We start from the raw sequence: 16,954 nt of genomic DNA, 5'->3' as shown, positions 1-16,954 counted from the left end.
GAAAACAATAATGCTGATGGCAATTTGCTTGCGTAGGATTACCAAACATCGGGGCCGCGAAAGCTACTTTCAATAAAATCAAAGCCTTTTACCGTGCTTAGCGCGATTGTGCTTTGCCAATGGATAGATCTTTTTTTTAGGCGGGGACTGAAAATAAAACAGTTAATTTAATGAAAATGTAGTTTTATATTCCGACAATTGTTGGTCAGCGATATCGATGTATCTAGGTTTGAACAATTTTTGTTTGCGCTCAGACCATTTTGCAATTTTTTCAACTATTCCTTGTCTATCTATACCTGGATTTTCTTTTTTAACAAAGTCAACTGTAGCGAGTATTTCCAAAGATAATGCTGACTCAAAGCCATCAATCAATTTAACTAGATTCGCGAGTCTTGTTTTCTGCTCAGCAGTAAACTCTTTTTTTACATAATTTTTTAATTCGTCTAATTTGTCGTATTGCAAATCCAAAGGTTCAAAAGCCTTAGCACTCATTTGCTCCAAACCCTTAATATATTTTCCGTTCAATGCATGTACGACATGTTCCACTCCAACGCTATAAGGACCGTAGTGACTGGCGGTAAACTTCAACTTATTCAACGACTTCTCTCCTAAGCGCTGCAAAAAATATGCTAGTTTATTGGCCACAAAAAGACTAGTGTTTTCACCAAGAGAATCGTAATAGAACATAGCATATAATAGCATAGCTCGTGCCGAAGTTAATTTAACGTCCTTGTTTTCCTCCTGTTTAAGTAACTCCTTAACCGCCTCATTAGGTTCAAAGATTTGGATATCTACGTCAGACAGATGACCTAGATGTTGCTCAATCATAGGTTTAACTTTCTCCCATTTTAACCCGCCATTACCGCAACCTAGGGGTGGTATTGCTATACTGGATATTTTGTAATCAACGATCACCTCAGCTAATCTTTGCAACCCTTTTTCAATAAAATCATATTGTGACTTTTTGAACCATTCAGTTTTAGTTGGGAAATTAATAATTAATTGATCGCCTTGCATTGTAACCTCTTTTACGACTAAAAGATCACCGATATTAAATTCTTTCTTTTTACACGCAGCCACATATAGTCTATAATTTTCAGGAAACTGTTCTTTAAATTGCAATGCAATGCCTTTCCCCATCACACCAACAGTGTTGACAGTGTTTACCAATGCCTGAACTTTAGCTGTAAGTAAATTACCTTTTAAAAATCTCATTAATAATAATAGTTACCGCTAGGATCTACCCTAACGGGAATTTCTAAACCTAATCTCTCGACTGTTTGTTCAATTTGCAAAGCTACACTTTTATTATGAGTAACTAGCTCAAGAATACAGTTTACCGGGACATGAAATCTAACCAAGAACTCCGCTTGTTTGTGCCGCATTTTATCAAAATCTTCCTCTGTATTATTCCAATAACGAAGGTCAACTTTATCCCAATAAACTTCAGCAAGATCATCCAATTTATTATAAAACGCCGAAATCTTTTGTTTTGCATGGCCATCTGTAAAACACCATTCTCCGCACTGATCGACTATGTCATCAACTTTACAAACAATATACACAATTTTTTCTTGAGGAAGGCGATTTACACCACTACCACCAGTTTTTATTTTCAATAACATTGGAGAAAGTCTACCAAAATAAAATGGAATAAATTCTCCTAAAGAACCTCCAGGAGGGTTAATACCAACGGGATAGTCGTGTCTATTACGTATTAAATCACTATCTCCAATATTGATGTAATTGGGATCTGCTTTTTCATGTTCACGATTAAAAAGACCATGTTTCAGCAGATACTCAACGTTATCCACATGAAGAATTCGATAGATTTTTACAATATTTGGCGGTTGACCTGGCATTTTTTTGTACAATAATAATCAAACTTTGTAAAAGCAACAAGCTCATGTTTTGCTGGTTACCTCTTGCAACTTATCCTGCCATCCTTTTTATAGAGGAATCTTTTTATGTCTCAAAAAACAAATTTCAGCTATACCTATACCGTTCAAAATACCTCCACCGTAGCCGCAGGAAAAAAAAGCAAATTCAGACTAAAAAAACAGTAAGCACAGAACAACCACACTCCGGCTGTGCGCTCTCTGTATTTTTGCTGCGGATATGGTACGGAGATGCCTCCCAACTGTTTAAAAATTTGATGCAACTTGTTTTTTCTGCTTGTCTTTCGACAAAATGCCCCCAAATTTTATAGTATTCGGGGGCATTGTAGTTTTAATTTGCTAAAAGGATTTTGAATAATTTATCTTTCAAACACAATCTTATTTGAATAAGGAAAGACAACTCCATTTTCCTTAAATGGGTTCCCTTGATCTTGCGAAAATAATACTATCCCGACCAGAAAGCCGATCGTCTCATGGCACTGCATAAAGATATAATTTTTGTATCTGTAAAAGGCGAAATACAAGCCGCTGTTTTTTGCCGTCTCATCTTCGTAAACGCCTAATAGTTCAAATTTATCTCCAATAAGCCTAGTGGCTATCTTGGGTTTCTGCTGATCTGTCATCTTAAATGGTATATAATCTAAAGTGTCGATCTGATTTCGGCTTGAAATTTTTCTAATCTTACCGTCCTTTTGAAATATAAACTTTACGTCACCTCCGGCAACAATCCTTAAATCGTTCACCTTCGACCATTCAAATATTTTCTTTGTACTATCGCCAGTGCTGTGAGAAATATAGCGACTTAAAACTGTATCTTTTTTAAAAAAAAATTGCTGGTTGTCTTTAGATCTGCCATTTGAGCACCCTGAATAGACAAAGAGAATTAAGAATAGGACCGAAACATTTTTCATAATTAATTTGATTGAATACCAGTAGAATACACAACGTAAGTATATAGAATTGTGAGGCTTTGAAAGCCAGAGCCAATTTTAATTGAAAAATAGTCATTTCAACGCTACAGAAAAGCGCAGATGATTGCATTTAATATAAAAACAACTGAAAAGCGTAAACAACCCAAAAAAATTAAATAATTTTAATTGACTTTATTGACAATTGGTAGTTTTGCGACTTCTCTACCTTAATACTTAGAAAATAGCGGTAAAGTACGTTTCATGGATAAATTGGTAAGCGTGCCTTTAAAAAATGGTAAACACAACGTATCCATTACCGCATTCGCCATTTTAATTGACGATGTTAAAGGTTACATGCCCTTGCCCTACTGCGATGAATATCTTGGTACAAAGCTTAGCTATGAGTTTAATACTTATAAACTTCTGGATCAGGATGAAGCAGAACTGAGAAAAAACCCCAATATTTTTGCTGTAATTGCACTGGTGGTTTTGCTGGCTTTAAAACATAAAAACGCCAATGATCATGAACTGAAAAACATGAAGCTCGATTTAGCTACTGAACTGACTAAGAGAAAAGTAAGTCAAATAAAACATAATGCAGTTATGATGTTTTTGACTTACTATGTAAATTTTGAAAACCCACAAATGTTCACGACCTTTGAAAAAGAAGTAGAACAACTAACAGGAAGGACAGTACCTATGACAGTTAAAGATATATTAGTTGGCAGAGCAGTTAAACAAAGTTTAGAAGACGGCATCGCAATAGGTGAATTGAAAGCTCAGGAGAAAGCGATGGAAAAAGCGCTTGAAGAAAAAAAACAGATTGCTAGAAATTTTATCAACAAAGGTATCTCATTAGAGATCATCTCTGATGCTACTGGTCTTAGTATTGAAGAACTCTCTAAACTTTAAATTAAATACCTTCCTGATCAACTGCTGCATACTAGCACACATCGAACCAACCATTACCATATTAAAACCAAGATAAAGGCCCACTAAAGGCACAGAAAATCCACAAAAAACGCATACGTTGTGTGGGTTTTCTGTGCGATTGCTCTGGGTTTGCTGTGGCTTCTCTGTCTTATTGCCTCGTACCTTATACACTCCTTACTCTTAGATGTCTACCATATGCCCATAAGGAGTTCTAAATTTAACCAAAAGGTAATATTTTTATAGTTAAAACCTACCAAAGTTTCGTTTAAGCCATGACCGGATTATCTAAAATTGGCAGTTTTGCATAGTGGGGCTATATTTTTGGCTATCCCATTGATCAAGTTCTTCAGTGCCATTTCTGATTTTAGAGCAGCCCATGCCGCTGCTTTGCTCAGACCGGTTGGATTATACTTTACGGGATGCGGTACATTCGGGATTGATCAATAAACTGCAGGCAAAAAACTTTTTGCCTTTTATTAAGCTACAGGAAGATAGAATTGTAGTGACCGACCTGGCACAGGCAGAATGGATCAACCAACTGTATAAAAGGCTGAATAATGAATTATACAATGCCCCCCTACATGTTTATGCCAATCAGCAACTGGCAAAGCTAATTGTAGCTTTATTAAAAAGTGGCACGCTGCATGAAACAGAACTATTAAAGGACGACAAGTTTTTGTTGAATAAAATTCGCAGCACGTCTGTGAGTTATGAAGGCTCCTTATGCTTACATCTGAAAAATTGATTTCTACAACTGAATTGACTTCACTAAAACTGAGATTCTTTTAATTTGTCGTTAAAATAAACGCTAATGCTAAGCATTAAATTTAAATGCTACTGGAAAGCATTTTGGAACCGAACACAGTTGCGTGTATTAAATGGCAATAGCCAGGAACTTCTGCAAGGAACTTGTACGGTAACTTAAACATAAATTGAAGGAAACCGGGAGGAAAGTCGAAGTTTGATTCGCTATTGGATCGGAATTTCGACGTAGTTCAGTCGGTGTTTCTTCGATGCTAACCGAACAAACACCGACCTAACCTCGTATCAAATACGTCGGAATCTTCCAGTTTCCTTCAACTTTCCTTCAACTTTCCTTTGAATTTCCCTGGTCTTTCTGCCCAATTGTCGGGATATTGAATGCATTTTGGAACAGTTGTTATTGGAGTAAAGGAAAGATCGCATTGCCAGTGGGCTAAGCCATGACGGGATTGTCTAGAATAGGCAGTTTTGCAAACCTTTCTACCTCAACACTCGGAAAGCCGAAATCACTTACTACTTTTCCCTGGATCAGGTAACAGCCTGTTCCCCTAAATGGATATATGGGTGTATTGTTGGGGAAATGAGTGGTATCAAAAAAGTTTCCATCGGCATCCAGAAAGGTTCCGAACCACATTTTCTTGTTGTTTTTGGTGTGCACCGTTTTTTCGCAAACGTACAAGCCCACCATGCGTACCGTTCGCCCAATGTGGCTGATCAGTTGTTTGGTCTTCACTTCGCCCCGGTAAGGGGTTTTCAGCAAATCAAACATCGATAAACTAAGCGGGAAGCCCAGCAATTCCAGTTCGTGATAGGCGTCTTCCAATTTGGTATTCACCAGCTCGGGCAGGGCATATTTTTTAACCTCCAGGTGGAAAAGCTCCGCATGGTTATTTGGTTTTGATTTTTGCCCCAACAAAGCATGCACTTCCCAAAGCAAAGTCTTTTTGCTCTTTCCTGTAAAGCGCAAGGCCCCGCAGCGGATCAGCACCACAGCCTGCTCCAGGCCAATTTCTGTCCGTTTTACAAAATCTTCCAGATCCACATATGCCCCGCCCTGTCTGCGTTCTTCGGGAATCAGCGCCATGAGTTTACCTTCCAATCCCTGGATGCCCGTAAAGCCCAGGTACGCTTCATCACCACAAATGGAAACCACGGCGCTACTTTGGTTTACGCAAGGCAAATGAACCTTTGCCCCTGCTTTCTTCAATTCATGCACGTACAGCCACCTGTTGTAAAAACCGCCGTAATTGTTCAGCACCCCTACCATAAATTCTTTGGGGTAATAGGTTTTTAAAAACAAACTCTGGTAACTCTCTACCGCAAAACTGGCCGAATGGGCTTTAGAAAAACTATAGCCCGCAAAGGAAGAAACCTGGCGCCAAACTTCTTTGGTGATCTCCACCGGTCTGCCCAACATTCCGGCCCCCTCATGGAACTTCTCTACCAAACGGTCAAACTCTACCCTCGAACGGTATTTGCCGCTCATGCCCCTGCGCAAGATGTCGGCATCGGTACCGTCCATCCCTCCGTAATGGATGCAAACTTTAATCACATCTTCCTGGTATACCATTACGCCAAAGGTTTCTTTCAGTTTCTCTTCCATCACCGGGTGCAGGTATTTTACAGCATCTGGCTGGTGGTAGTTCTGAATATAGGTTTTCATCATGCCAGATTGTGCTACACCGGGCCTGATGATGGAACTGGCCGCTACCAGGGTCAAGTAATTGTCGCAATTCAGCTTGCTGAGCAGTTGTCGCATGGCTGGCGACTCAATGTAAAAACAACCTATGGTATCGCCGGTTTTTAGCCTGTTGTTTAGGTTGGGGTCTTTCATAAAAGCCCTTACCTGATGGATGTCGATGTGTTTCTGCTGGTTTTGCAGTACCAGTTTCACCGTTTCCTTAATGTGCCCGATGCCCCTTTGGGAAAGAATATCGTATTTATCATATCCAATCTCTTCCGCCTCATACATGTCCCATTGCACGGTAGGCATGCCTTTGGGTGGCAAATCCAGCGCAGTATAATAGGTAATGGGCTCTTCAGAAATCAATACCCCGCCTGCATGGATGCTCCGCTGGTTGGGCATATTCCCCATCAACTCATAAATCAGCATGATCTTTTTAAAGGTATCGTTATTGCGGTTTGCAGCCGACCGGCTTGGATCGGTAAAGCCATCAATTTCTGTTTTAGGCAAACCCATTACTTTACCGATCTCGCGGATGATGGAGCGGTCTTTAAAAGTGGTCATGGTGCCCAGCAATGCCGTATGCTCCCGGCCATAACGCTTAAAAATATAATCCTGCACATCTTCCCTTTCGTCCCAGCTAAAATCCAGGTCAAAATCCGGCGGACTGGTCCGCTCTGCATTTAAAAAGCGTTCAAAATACAAGTCCAGCGCTATGGGGTCTACATCGGTAATGCGAAGACAATAGGCCACAATGCTGTTGGCACCAGAACCCCTGCCCACATGGTAATAACCCCTGCGCATGGAGTATTGGATGATGTCGTTCGTGATTAAAAAATAGGCGCAAAAATCCAGGTCTACCACTACCTTCAATTCCTTTTTAAGTCGCCGTAAAGCTTCCTTATTTTTATCCCCATAACGGTACAGCATCCCTTCCATGGCCAGCTTTTCCAGCAGCGATTGATCGTCCCTGGCATTGCCTGTAAAATTCTTCCGGTTCAGTTTTAGCTTACCTTCAGGATAGTCCATCACACAACTGTCCATCAGCTTACGGGTATTGTCTAAAATAAAAGCATACTTTACAAATTTGGCTTCCAGTTCACCGGGCTTCAAAAACAGGTCGGTGGATTTGCATTTGTCTTCCTGCTCTACCATCGTAATCAGGGTATTGAGGTCTATGCCCCTTAGGTATTCATGCAAGCGGTAGCCAATTTTGCCAGCTACAAATACCGGCTGCAGCACCAGCAGTTTATGTTGCAGCGCATCCAATGTTTTGTTGTACAACTGGTGCAATTCATCAAAGCGGATGCCGATGTATTCGTTGCCTTTAAGTTCCTGTTTATGGCCAAAAGGATAAATGGTATAGGCATTTTTAAATTCAGGCGGCAAATCGGGCAGTTCCCTTTGGGCGAGGTTGTATTCCGTTAAAAAATCGTTCAGCTCCTTCATGCCTTCCCTGTTCTGGGCAATGCCAATGTACAGTAGTTTTTTATCCCTGCGGAATTCCATGCCGCCAATGGGTTTGATCTGCTTTTTACGGCATTCGCGCATAAACTCCATTACCCCGGTGCTGTTGTTGATGTCGGTCAGCACCATTTGGGTAATGCCCCTGGCCTGCGCTTCCTCTACCAGTGTTTTGATGGATAGCGTACCATAGCGCAGGCTGTAATGAGAATGGATGTTCAGGTACATGGCTTTAAAGCTTTAGGTTTAACACCGCAGCACGTGTTACCGCATCTGCACCAAAACGGTTACGGATTTTATCCATGGCCTGTACCAGGCTATATTGCTCTTGCGATTCGCTGTACAGGTCTATCTGCTCATGGCCCGTTACCATGTTAGAGAGCTTTACACCCACCAGCCGCAGCAACATCCGGCGGTTGTACATTTTCTTGAACAGCTCTTTTGCCGTGGCAATCAGCACGCTATCCAGCGAGGTATAAGGAATGGCCATCTGCTTGCTTTCCGTTTCAAAATTGGCGTAACGGATGGTTACAGTTACACAGGCGGCCAGTTTCTTTTTCTCCCTTAGCTGAAAAGCAATGTCCATCACCTGGGCCACCAGCAGGTTGTTGATCATTTCGATGTCGATAGAATCTGCATTGAAAGTGCATTGGGTACCTATGGATTTTTGTTCCGAATAAGGAACCACCGGGCTATGGTCTATGCCCTGTGCTTTTTGCAGCAAGGAAAGTCCGGATTTACCCAGCAAAAAGTTCATTTGCTCGGGGTGGATTTGCGATAAGGTATAGATCTTTTTAATGCCCATATCGCTCAGCTTGATGAAGGTTTTTTCACCCAGGCCGGGGATTTTTTTGATGGACAAAGGATTTAGAAAATCGCGCACTTTTGGTTGCTCAATGTTCAGTTCCCCATCGGGTTTGCATTCATTGGTGGCCATTTTAGAGACCGTTTTATTTACCGAAAGGCCAAAAGAAATGGGCAAATGCAGCTCCTTCATGATGGTGTTACGTAGTTCCTTGGCGTATTTGAGCGTAGAATGAAACCTGTCCATGCCCGTCATGTCAATGTAGTGCTCGTCTATGCTGGCCTTTTCAAAAAGCGGCACCCGCTCTTTAATGATGCTGGTGATTTGCTGCGAGGCTTCAGAGTATTCGTCCATGTTGCCTCGGATAAATATGGCATGGGGGCACAATTGCCTGGCCATCCTGGATGACATGGCCGAATGTACACCGAACTTGCGGGCTTCGTAACTGCATGAAGCCACCACCCCACGATCTGATGTGCCCCCAATAATTACGGGCTTACCAATCAAATCCTTATTTTTCCGCACCTCTACGGATACGAAAAAGGCATCCTGGTCCATATGGATAATTTGCTTTTCCTCCCCCATCGCTTGTCGTTTTTATTGCCTACAAAGCTATGCTATTATTTTTGGTATATTTTAATTTAAATACTAACAACATTAGCATCTAATTGTTTATTTTGTATGTTTGCTGTATGATAAAGGTAAATGACCCCATTTATGGAAGCCATGAACTTCCTGCCGTATTTGAAGATCTGTTGAATTGCAGCACCTTAAAAAGGCTGAGCAATATCCACCACAGTGGCGCTATATTTTTGGTTGATCCTGAGATTTGTCACCACCGCCTGGAGCATTCTATTGGCGTAACCTTGCTCATCAAAATGCTTGGCGGTACAGAACTGGAACAAATTGCAGGTTTATTACATGATGTATCCCATACTGCTTTTTCGCATGTGGGCGATTATGTGATGAACAATACAGAGGAAACTTACCACGAGCAATTGTTTGAAAGCCTCCTTCGCCAGTCTGAAGTACCGGCAATTCTGCATTGGCATGGCTACCACATTGATCAAATCCTTCAGGGCCATTTTCCGATTTTAGAGCAGCCCATGCCGCTGCTTTGCGCAGACCGCTTGGATTATACATTACGGGATGCCGTACACTCGGGATTGATCAGTAAACTGCAGGCAAAAAACTTTTTGCCTTTTATTAAGCTACAGGAAGATAGAATTGTAGTCACCGATCTGGCGCAGGCAGAATGGATCAACCAGCTGTATAAAAGGCTGAATGAAGAATTCTATAATGCCCCACTGTACGTTTATGCCAATCAGCAACTGGCAATGCTGATTGTAGCTTTATTAAAAAGTGGCGCGCTGCATGAAACAGACTTGTTAAAGGACGATACGTTTTTATTGAATAAAATCCGCAGCACTAGTGTAGGTTATGAAGGGATAAAAGCGATCAAAAATCACAAAGGGTATGTGGATTTCTTAAAAAAAGGCCCAAGTTTGAAGATCAAAAAAAGAACGTTGATGGCTTAAATATGAGTTAACTACTCCAATAATCTTAACCTTCCACTACCAGAAAACCAATCAATTCTGAATACCGTCCTAATTTCATTAAATTTGTCGTTAAAATAAACGCTAATGCTAAGCATTAACTTGTTATTAAACATTAACAACATATAGATGGACGAAAACGAGTTTATTCCGCTCTTACTGCAAAAAAGGAAAAATCCTGCTTACAAAAAATCGAACTTAGAAGTCTTTTCCAAGATGTGTATTTAATGATAATTTACATCTTAGGTCTTCTTAGTCTTTGCACTTGTTATTTATACTACCGCTATCGTCAACGAGCGCTTAATAAAGAGCATCTATTATCCATATTACCCCATATCCGTCAGGCTGAACTCGACTTTGAAGAATTCTTTGATGAGAAGGCCTATTTCGCAAACTACGATTACCAGCAACTCAAAAGCACACATACTCCCCTGCTAACTCAAATCCCACCCAATTATAAGCGTTATGGTTTATCCGGCGAGGACTTTGAGATCGTTGATCATTTCATGAGCCTGCATAGAGATGCAGAAAATACCAGAGCAAACTATAATGAACATTTTAGCAAACTGGAAATTAACCGTTACCGCAGTTTTTTTTCAAGCCTGGAGCAATATCCGTTGTCTGATGAACAAATGAAGGCCATCGTCTGTGACGAAGATAATAATTTGGTTATCGCTGGTGCAGGTACTGGAAAAACAACTACAATAAGCGCAAAGATTGCGTACATCCTGAATAAAAAACTTGCGAGACCAGAGGAATTACTTGTCATCTCTTTTACAAATTCTGCGGTTAATGAACTATATGATCGTGTACTCAAATTTTGTGGCAAAGATTCTGGAGTAGATCAAATCACCGTAAATACCTTTAATGGTTTTGGAAATAAGGTGGTTCGCCACTGTAACCGTAATCCCTTAAGAATTGCTTTTGACGGCAAGGATCACCTTGTAAAGGAATTTTTGCTTGAAAGCTTTACAACACTGTTTCATAACGACGACGATTTTCAAAGCAAGGCAATTAATTTTTTCGCCTTCTTTAATCGCCAGGCGCCTGATGATTTTGAATTTAAAACCGCGGAAGAATTCAGAAAACACCAGGAGTCCACTAAATACGTAAGTTTATCTGGGCGGGAGCTAAAAAGTTATGAAGAAACGCTGGTTGCTAATTTTCTATACCTGCATCAGGTAGAGTATGAATATGAATCGTTTTTTCCATTAGCTGCTGAAGATCGTAATCCAGATTACAGCCATTACGCACCCGATTTTTATCTTCCAAAATACGGCATTTACATTGAGCATTATGGGATAGACCAAAATGGCGATGTGCCCCAATGGTTTTCGTATCGGCCACCTTTTACAGATGCAAAGTCCAGCTATCACAGTGGCATTCAATGGAAGGAACAGATTCATAAAAAATATGAGACCAAGCTTGTCAGGACTTATTCCTATCAGAAAAAGGATCATACTTTGTTGCGATTACTTAAGCAGCAGCTTGTAGATTTTGGTGTTGTCCTGGTTAAAAGAGACCCTGCAGAAATCTATGAAGAATTGAATAAAGTAAATGACATTCCCAGTTTTATTGGTCTGATTCATACATTTCTTACCTTACTGAAATCTGCTGGCAGGTCGCCGGCTGAATTAAAATCTGTGGCCAAAGATCAGCGTTTCGCCGTCTTCATGGATATGGTTACCCCACTTTACAATTGTTATCAGGAAAAGTTAAAAGCAACTGCAAGCATAGACTTTAATGACATGATCAACCACGCAACAGCTTATATCCTAAATGGAACTTTTAAAAAGCAATATAAATACATATTAGTTGATGAGTTTCAAGACATGTCACAAAGTAAGTATGCTATGCTAAATGCATTGAAAACGGCTAATCCAGGAGCCAAGCTATACGCGGTTGGAGACGATTGGCAATCCATATTTCGGTTTGCAGGAAGTGATATTTCAATCATCAACAGTTTCAGTGCGCATTTCGGATTTACAGCTTACAATCCTGTTTTACAGACGTACCGGTTCAACAAAGAGATTTTGAAAGTAAGTAGCTCCTTCATTCAGAAAAACCCAGCACAGCTGCCTAAAAAACTAACTTCTCCTTTTAATTCATCGGTTCCGGCATTTCAATTTGTACCACTCAAAAAACTTAAAAAATTAGAGGCAGAGCATGACAGATATCAACAAATTGATGCCATACTGCGTGACATCTCTATACAGACACCAAATGCCAGTGTATTTTTAATTGGGCGTTATAAACATTTAATACTGCCAAGTCTGCCGCTACTGAAGAAATCTTACCCGCAATTGAAAATCAGTTTTTACACTGCGCATGGCAGCAAGGGACTAACCTGCGATTATTCAATCTTGCTGGGATTGGATTCGGGAGCTTTTGGATTTCCCTCCCAAATTGCAGATGATCCTGTGCTGAGTTATGTGCTGGAAAGTGGTGATGGCTACGAAAATGCTGAGGAACGCAGGCTTTTCTATGTTGCGCTAACGAGAGCAAAGCATAAGGTATTTTTGCTGTACAGTATGAACTCACCGAGTAAGTTTATTGAAGAGCTAAGAGCAGATTATGAATTGGGTGGGTAACAATAAATCTGCTATTTAACAGTAAACTTAAATATAATTATACCAGAATTTATTATAGAATCCTGTTGTATAAAACGTGCATTCATTAGCGCATCTTTACATTTTTGATATAATTCTTTATCACCAAGAGTGGTACCTTTTGTTCCCGGTGTAGCACTTGTGACTTTACCAGTTTTATCAACTGAAAAACGAACAGCTATTCTTCCTACTTTTTCCCCGTTGTTAACGGGAAGTTCCAAATTAGAAAATCTACTTATATTATACTCTGAAGAGCTATTTGAACTCAATCCCTGAGATAACGGCATAGTACTGAATTCGGAAATATGCTTGCTTATTATTTTTGCATTGTAAGGTGACATTCCCATGGAAGATAATTGTGTACTTAGCCTGATATCTGACTTAAATATTTTATACCACATATAGTATGTAGCTTCTCTGGTTATTTTGTCTTTATCAATCTTTTTAATTCCATCCAAGATATATTGTTCTTCATTAAAACCTTGTTCCACTAATGATTTAGTTACAATTGCCTTAAACAACTCAGAACCATGGGTGAAATTTTTACTCATTACCACAGCATATTCCCTAATTGCATTGTCTAAACTAGTGTTGGATTGAGCGTTACTATTTAAAAAAATGCAAAATAAAACACTCAAGATCAATATTTTCATGTCTGTTCTTAAAAAATGATTCGGTTAATTATAGCACAATTACTTGCTTCATTGTGCCAAGTTACTGATTGATTTTAAAAATACTTCTTTTATCTTTATCAAATGAATCTTAAATATACGTTTACACTCATCTTCTTTCTGCTGTTTAGCAGCAGTATTTCAGCCCAGGGTTATAAAGTTAATATCCGACAAAGTTTTACTTGATTCTCTCCCCGGCAACTTGTCTAAGTTTTCCATTAGTAAATACCCACTTACTTCTAGCTGTTACGATGTTTTTTTTGTTATGCGGCAATTGGGATTCTAAATCTATCTCGGTTAAATAAAGAGTGTCGTTACTACTAAACGTACTGCCTAGTAATTTGTAGCTTTTTATGATAATTTCTCATAATAGCACGCTTTTCATAGTCATCGCCAAGGTCTAACGAATAATCACAGCTTCCACATTCAAAAACTAATGATTTTTCGTTATTCATGAAAGGCTCGGAAACCATGTAGGAAGACTTATCTAGTAAAAGATCTGGAATCTTGAATCCATACGATGCTAAACGTATTAATTTCTCCTTAAACAGACATTTATCTGCGATACTGTTACCTTCAGCCATCAAAAGAAACCAGTACCTATTATCTAATTGCCTTTTACCATATTTAACAACAGATTTGGAAGAATTACAGTTAGCAATCAGCCATGATAACACCTCTTTATACTTCTCTACATTCTCTCCATTACGATTTAACTCATGCCCGCACTTGGGGCAACAGATTATACCCAGATCGAGATGTCCTTGGTGATGACCATGATACACTTGTGCGTTTTTATTTAAAATATACTTTCTCTTATTAATATTTTGCGTATTACAACATGCCAAACAATCATTGCAAACATACCAACCACAATTAGCATGCGGTGCTTCCACCGGGATACATTTAACAGAATCGCGCTGGTCAATAATTCCGGTACAAGAACCGTTTGCGCAATGAGAAAGATAAATAATTTGATTGTATTTCTGACATTCTGAATTCATACAAGCAAAGTTACTAACCCTATAAAAACCATAATTGCTATTATGAGAAGGTTCGTTTCTACTTGCAGGTCTCAAAATACAATTACAAGTTCTACAGTTCATATGCTTCAAATAACGATTAATCTTATTGATATAACCTAGTAGAATCTCATAATCATCCTGTTGTAGTGGGATGGCAAATGCACGACAGAAATCTAATATTGTTAATTCCTGCCACTCATCATGCGAATTTATGCAATTGGCATAACATTTACGATTACGGCACCACCAGAATTCTTTTCCAGTATTCTCACAGATCGAAAAAGTATCTGTGTTCTTTAATTTTGCTTTTCTCCCCTCACAATATTCTAAATGAGCAGGGATTCCACTCCTTTTTTCCATTATAGGGTACAGTTCATCTGCTTTTACTTCGAACTTAAAATCCATTTCTAACCTACCCTGGCATTTATCAAAAAAACCACCAATGAAAAGCATTTCTCTGATGTCCGTGATGTTCTCAGCTATGAGTTGGTAAATCTTTTCTTGTTTAGTAAGTGCTCCAATATGGAGATCCTGTAGTAATTGGAGCACGATAAACACAGAGATATTTATCTGTCCTGGGGATTTTAAATAGTTTGCAATCTCAGGATTGACAGTAAGATTTCTCAGACTAAGCAATTCAATTAAAGTCAGTTTAATCGTGCCTTGTCTTAAAAGCCATATACTCTTCTTTAGAAAATTGATCTGTTCTTGCCGGCCTAAAGTTATAAATAGTGGCTTATAGCGATCAAAGTCAAATTCATTGTGAATGTCTTCTAACCACAGTCCTAGCTTAGTATTATCATTGCTGGCAACTATAATTTTTGCAACATAACGATTATAATTCCTAAAATCAAAGGTCTTTAGCTTCGCCAATAATCTTATTGCGGCCTGCACAGTATTGGCCTTATTTTGCTGTTTAAAAATATCAAAAGCTTTGGATATAAATGGCTTTTTATCTTTTACTAATGCATATATATGTTCACTTTTCTCGTCGTCTTTGAGGGTAAGAAAATAGTAAGCTACGCTAGACAAATCTACCAAATCAATAAGTCCATCTATCCATAGCAGCATATGGGTGCTCCTTTCAAGCTCAATTAGCTCACCAAGTTCCAGAGTATCGCTCTTAGAAAAGTCCAACGTATTCTTAATGATAAATTCAATTGATTTGTATTGTTCTTTCTGAACTGAATATACAAAGATCTTCAAACTATCTCTCCACCCAATATTCTTTATGAGTTCTTTATAACCAGTAATATCACCCATGCCGACTGAATCCATAAGCAAATCGATGTTCAATGATATACCTTTAAAATATCCATAACTAACTGCCTTCAAGTAGCAAGTTCCAGAAAAAATTAGACCGCGGGTAATATATGCGGAGATCAACCCTTTTTTATCAGGAGCCTGTTCCATGAATACAGAAAAAAATTCATATTCCGCTGTGCTTCGTATTTCATTATATGGAAACTCATCCACAAAATCTACGAAGTTAAATTTTGCCAACATTCTAATAATTAAACTTTTATCCAAAGATAAGATCAGATCCTTTAATTCAGGCCTCACTGGCTCAAATCCGTAAATCCACAACAAGAGCGTACATCTTCTATCGACAAATAAATTAGATTTTATGCTAAGATAGTTTGCTTGTTTGTCCTCTCCTGAAACATCAAGGATAGAAATTAATAGTTGTAGCTGAGACTCAGTAGATATTTGAGAAATATTGTAGACATAAGTTCTAGATGACAGAGTTAAATAAGATAGGTGAGATAACTGCTCATTAGCATCAAAATTTAAGTAAATTGCTCGTAACCTAGTATAATAATCTTCTATCTCGTCTATATCAAGATACTTGTTTCCAAAAATTAGAGCCACATCCAAATCTTTCAATCCACTCTGCATAATTAGATTAGATAGTTCATGCTTTAGACTGAGGTTTTCGCTTACGCATAAATCAAGTAATTCATAAAAGCATTTCATATTTTGGTAACGACTCATCTCATCACAAGAAATAACATACTTTTGGCAGATGACCCTTAAATTAGTTAGTAAAATATCAGAACCCAGCCTCTCTGCTACTTTCTGAACCTTCTCCAAGGATAAATGCCTTGGATAACGAAGGTTGAGTTCGAAAAGCGCCTCAATTTGATCTATATCTTCAAGGGCGATTAATTCTATAGCCTCAATTTTTCCTGTATGCCTTCTAGACCGTATAATATTATATGCGTAAACCGATCCTTCAAACACCTCAGAAACAGCATTTTTCACATGAAAGAAAACCTCTCCGATGCTACTAAATTCATTTGTTGAATTCATCACTTCCCGAACAAACCCATATCCATTTTCATCTAAAAACTTAGTCACTTTTCCTATGTAAATAGGTTGCCTAGGAATCTTTTCGATCTTTTCAGTGAAGTGTTTTTGTCGAGAACTACACCAAGGTTTGTCTTTCGCCATCATCCCAAAAGCCTTAATCAGCTCTTCATGCATTAACGGAGAGAGTTTTGCCGTGGGCTTATTTTCTATAATGTAGCCTTTGGCTTTGAGATGTTCAACTGCTTTAGATATACCTACATTCAGATCTTTTACGACTTTAAACAAAATGACTGGTTTCTGATTTTCTTCCATTGATCTTTTAC

Annotated in this window: 11 protein-coding genes; 4 read left to right on the top strand and 7 right to left on the bottom strand. The window is 38.9% G+C overall.

What is annotated here, in order from left to right:
- Positions 1–162: 162 nt before the first annotated feature.
- The 3 genes from LPB86_RS15880 to LPB86_RS15870 form a co-directional block, all read right to left on the bottom strand.
- Positions 163–1,215 (bottom strand): macro domain-containing protein, encoded by a 1,053-nt coding sequence (locus LPB86_RS15880; protein ID WP_230645734.1) that lies wholly within the window; start codon positions 1,213–1,215, stop codon positions 163–165.
- Entirely contained in the window at positions 1,215–1,862 is a 648-nt protein-coding gene (locus LPB86_RS15875) for a DUF4433 domain-containing protein (protein WP_230645732.1), read from the bottom strand. Before LPB86_RS15875 ends, LPB86_RS15880 begins: the two co-directional genes overlap by 1 nt.
- 395 nt (positions 1,863–2,257) lie before the next feature.
- Positions 2,258–2,809, bottom strand: coding sequence for a hypothetical protein (locus LPB86_RS15870; protein WP_230645730.1), 552 nt, complete (start codon positions 2,807–2,809; stop codon positions 2,258–2,260).
- Between the two features lie 261 nt (positions 2,810–3,070).
- Between LPB86_RS15870 and LPB86_RS15865 the strand changes: the two genes are divergently transcribed.
- Positions 3,071–3,721, top strand: a complete 651-nt coding sequence (locus LPB86_RS15865; protein ID WP_230645728.1) for a hypothetical protein — start codon at positions 3,071–3,073, stop codon at positions 3,719–3,721.
- A gap of 370 nt (positions 3,722–4,091) precedes the next feature.
- The gene (locus LPB86_RS15860; RefSeq protein WP_230645726.1) at positions 4,092–4,487 is read left to right on the top strand and encodes a hypothetical protein; all 396 of its coding nucleotides are present in this window, start codon (positions 4,092–4,094) and stop codon (positions 4,485–4,487) included.
- A gap of 450 nt (positions 4,488–4,937) precedes the next feature.
- Here the strand turns inward: LPB86_RS15860 and LPB86_RS15855 are convergent, their stop codons facing one another.
- Together LPB86_RS15855 and dinB are read right to left on the bottom strand one after the other, a co-directional pair.
- On the bottom strand, positions 4,938–7,880 hold the full coding sequence (locus LPB86_RS15855; protein ID WP_230645724.1) for a DNA polymerase III subunit alpha: 2,943 nt from the start codon (positions 7,878–7,880) through the stop codon (positions 4,938–4,940).
- 4 nt (positions 7,881–7,884) lie between these two features.
- The gene (gene dinB, locus LPB86_RS15850) at positions 7,885–9,042 is read right to left on the bottom strand and encodes a DNA polymerase IV (RefSeq protein WP_230645722.1); all 1,158 of its coding nucleotides are present in this window, start codon (positions 9,040–9,042) and stop codon (positions 7,885–7,887) included.
- A 107-nt stretch (positions 9,043–9,149) separates the two neighbouring features.
- Between dinB and LPB86_RS15845 the strand changes: the two genes are divergently transcribed.
- Together LPB86_RS15845 and LPB86_RS15840 are read left to right on the top strand one after the other, a co-directional pair.
- On the top strand, positions 9,150–9,995 hold the full coding sequence (locus LPB86_RS15845) for an HD domain-containing protein (RefSeq protein WP_230645720.1): 846 nt from the start codon (positions 9,150–9,152) through the stop codon (positions 9,993–9,995).
- A gap of 245 nt (positions 9,996–10,240) precedes the next feature.
- On the top strand, positions 10,241–12,604 hold the full coding sequence (locus LPB86_RS15840; protein ID WP_230645718.1) for a UvrD-helicase domain-containing protein: 2,364 nt from the start codon (positions 10,241–10,243) through the stop codon (positions 12,602–12,604).
- Between the two features lie 11 nt (positions 12,605–12,615).
- Here LPB86_RS15840 and LPB86_RS15835 read toward each other — a convergent pair whose 3' ends face one another.
- Entirely contained in the window at positions 12,616–13,275 is a 660-nt protein-coding gene (locus LPB86_RS15835; RefSeq protein WP_230645716.1) for a hypothetical protein, read from the bottom strand.
- Positions 13,276–13,613: 338 nt separating this feature from the next.
- Positions 13,614–16,943 (bottom strand): hypothetical protein, encoded by a 3,330-nt coding sequence (locus tag LPB86_RS15830; protein WP_230645714.1) that lies wholly within the window; start codon positions 16,941–16,943, stop codon positions 13,614–13,616.
- Between the last annotated feature and the right edge of the window lie 11 nt (positions 16,944–16,954).

The sequence above is a fragment of the Pedobacter sp. MC2016-14 genome (assembly GCF_020991475.1).
GTDB lineage: Bacteria > Bacteroidota > Bacteroidia > Sphingobacteriales > Sphingobacteriaceae > Pedobacter.
The sequence above is the reverse complement of the archived record's forward strand: the minus strand, read 5'-3'. Positions and strand labels throughout refer to the sequence as shown.

Coding starts and splice junctions, on each gene's coding strand:
- dinB (WP_230645722.1), bottom strand. CDS start 9,042: ATGGGGGAGGAAAAGCAAATTATCCATATGGACCAGGATGCCTTTTTC.
- LPB86_RS15865 (WP_230645728.1), top strand. CDS start 3,071: ATGGATAAATTGGTAAGCGTGCCTTTAAAAAATGGTAAACACAACGTA.
- LPB86_RS15845 (WP_230645720.1), top strand. CDS start 9,150: ATGATAAAGGTAAATGACCCCATTTATGGAAGCCATGAACTTCCTGCC.
- LPB86_RS15870 (WP_230645730.1), bottom strand. CDS start 2,809: ATGAAAAATGTTTCGGTCCTATTCTTAATTCTCTTTGTCTATTCAGGG.
- LPB86_RS15830 (WP_230645714.1), bottom strand. CDS start 16,943: ATGGAAGAAAATCAGAAACCAGTCATTTTGTTTAAAGTCGTAAAAGAT.
- LPB86_RS15855 (WP_230645724.1), bottom strand. CDS start 7,880: ATGTACCTGAACATCCATTCTCATTACAGCCTGCGCTATGGTACGCTA.
- LPB86_RS15840 (WP_230645718.1), top strand. CDS start 10,241: ATGATAATTTACATCTTAGGTCTTCTTAGTCTTTGCACTTGTTATTTA.
- LPB86_RS15835 (WP_230645716.1), bottom strand. CDS start 13,275: ATGAAAATATTGATCTTGAGTGTTTTATTTTGCATTTTTTTAAATAGT.
- LPB86_RS15880 (WP_230645734.1), bottom strand. CDS start 1,215: ATGAGATTTTTAAAAGGTAATTTACTTACAGCTAAAGTTCAGGCATTG.
- LPB86_RS15875 (WP_230645732.1), bottom strand. CDS start 1,862: ATGCCAGGTCAACCGCCAAATATTGTAAAAATCTATCGAATTCTTCAT.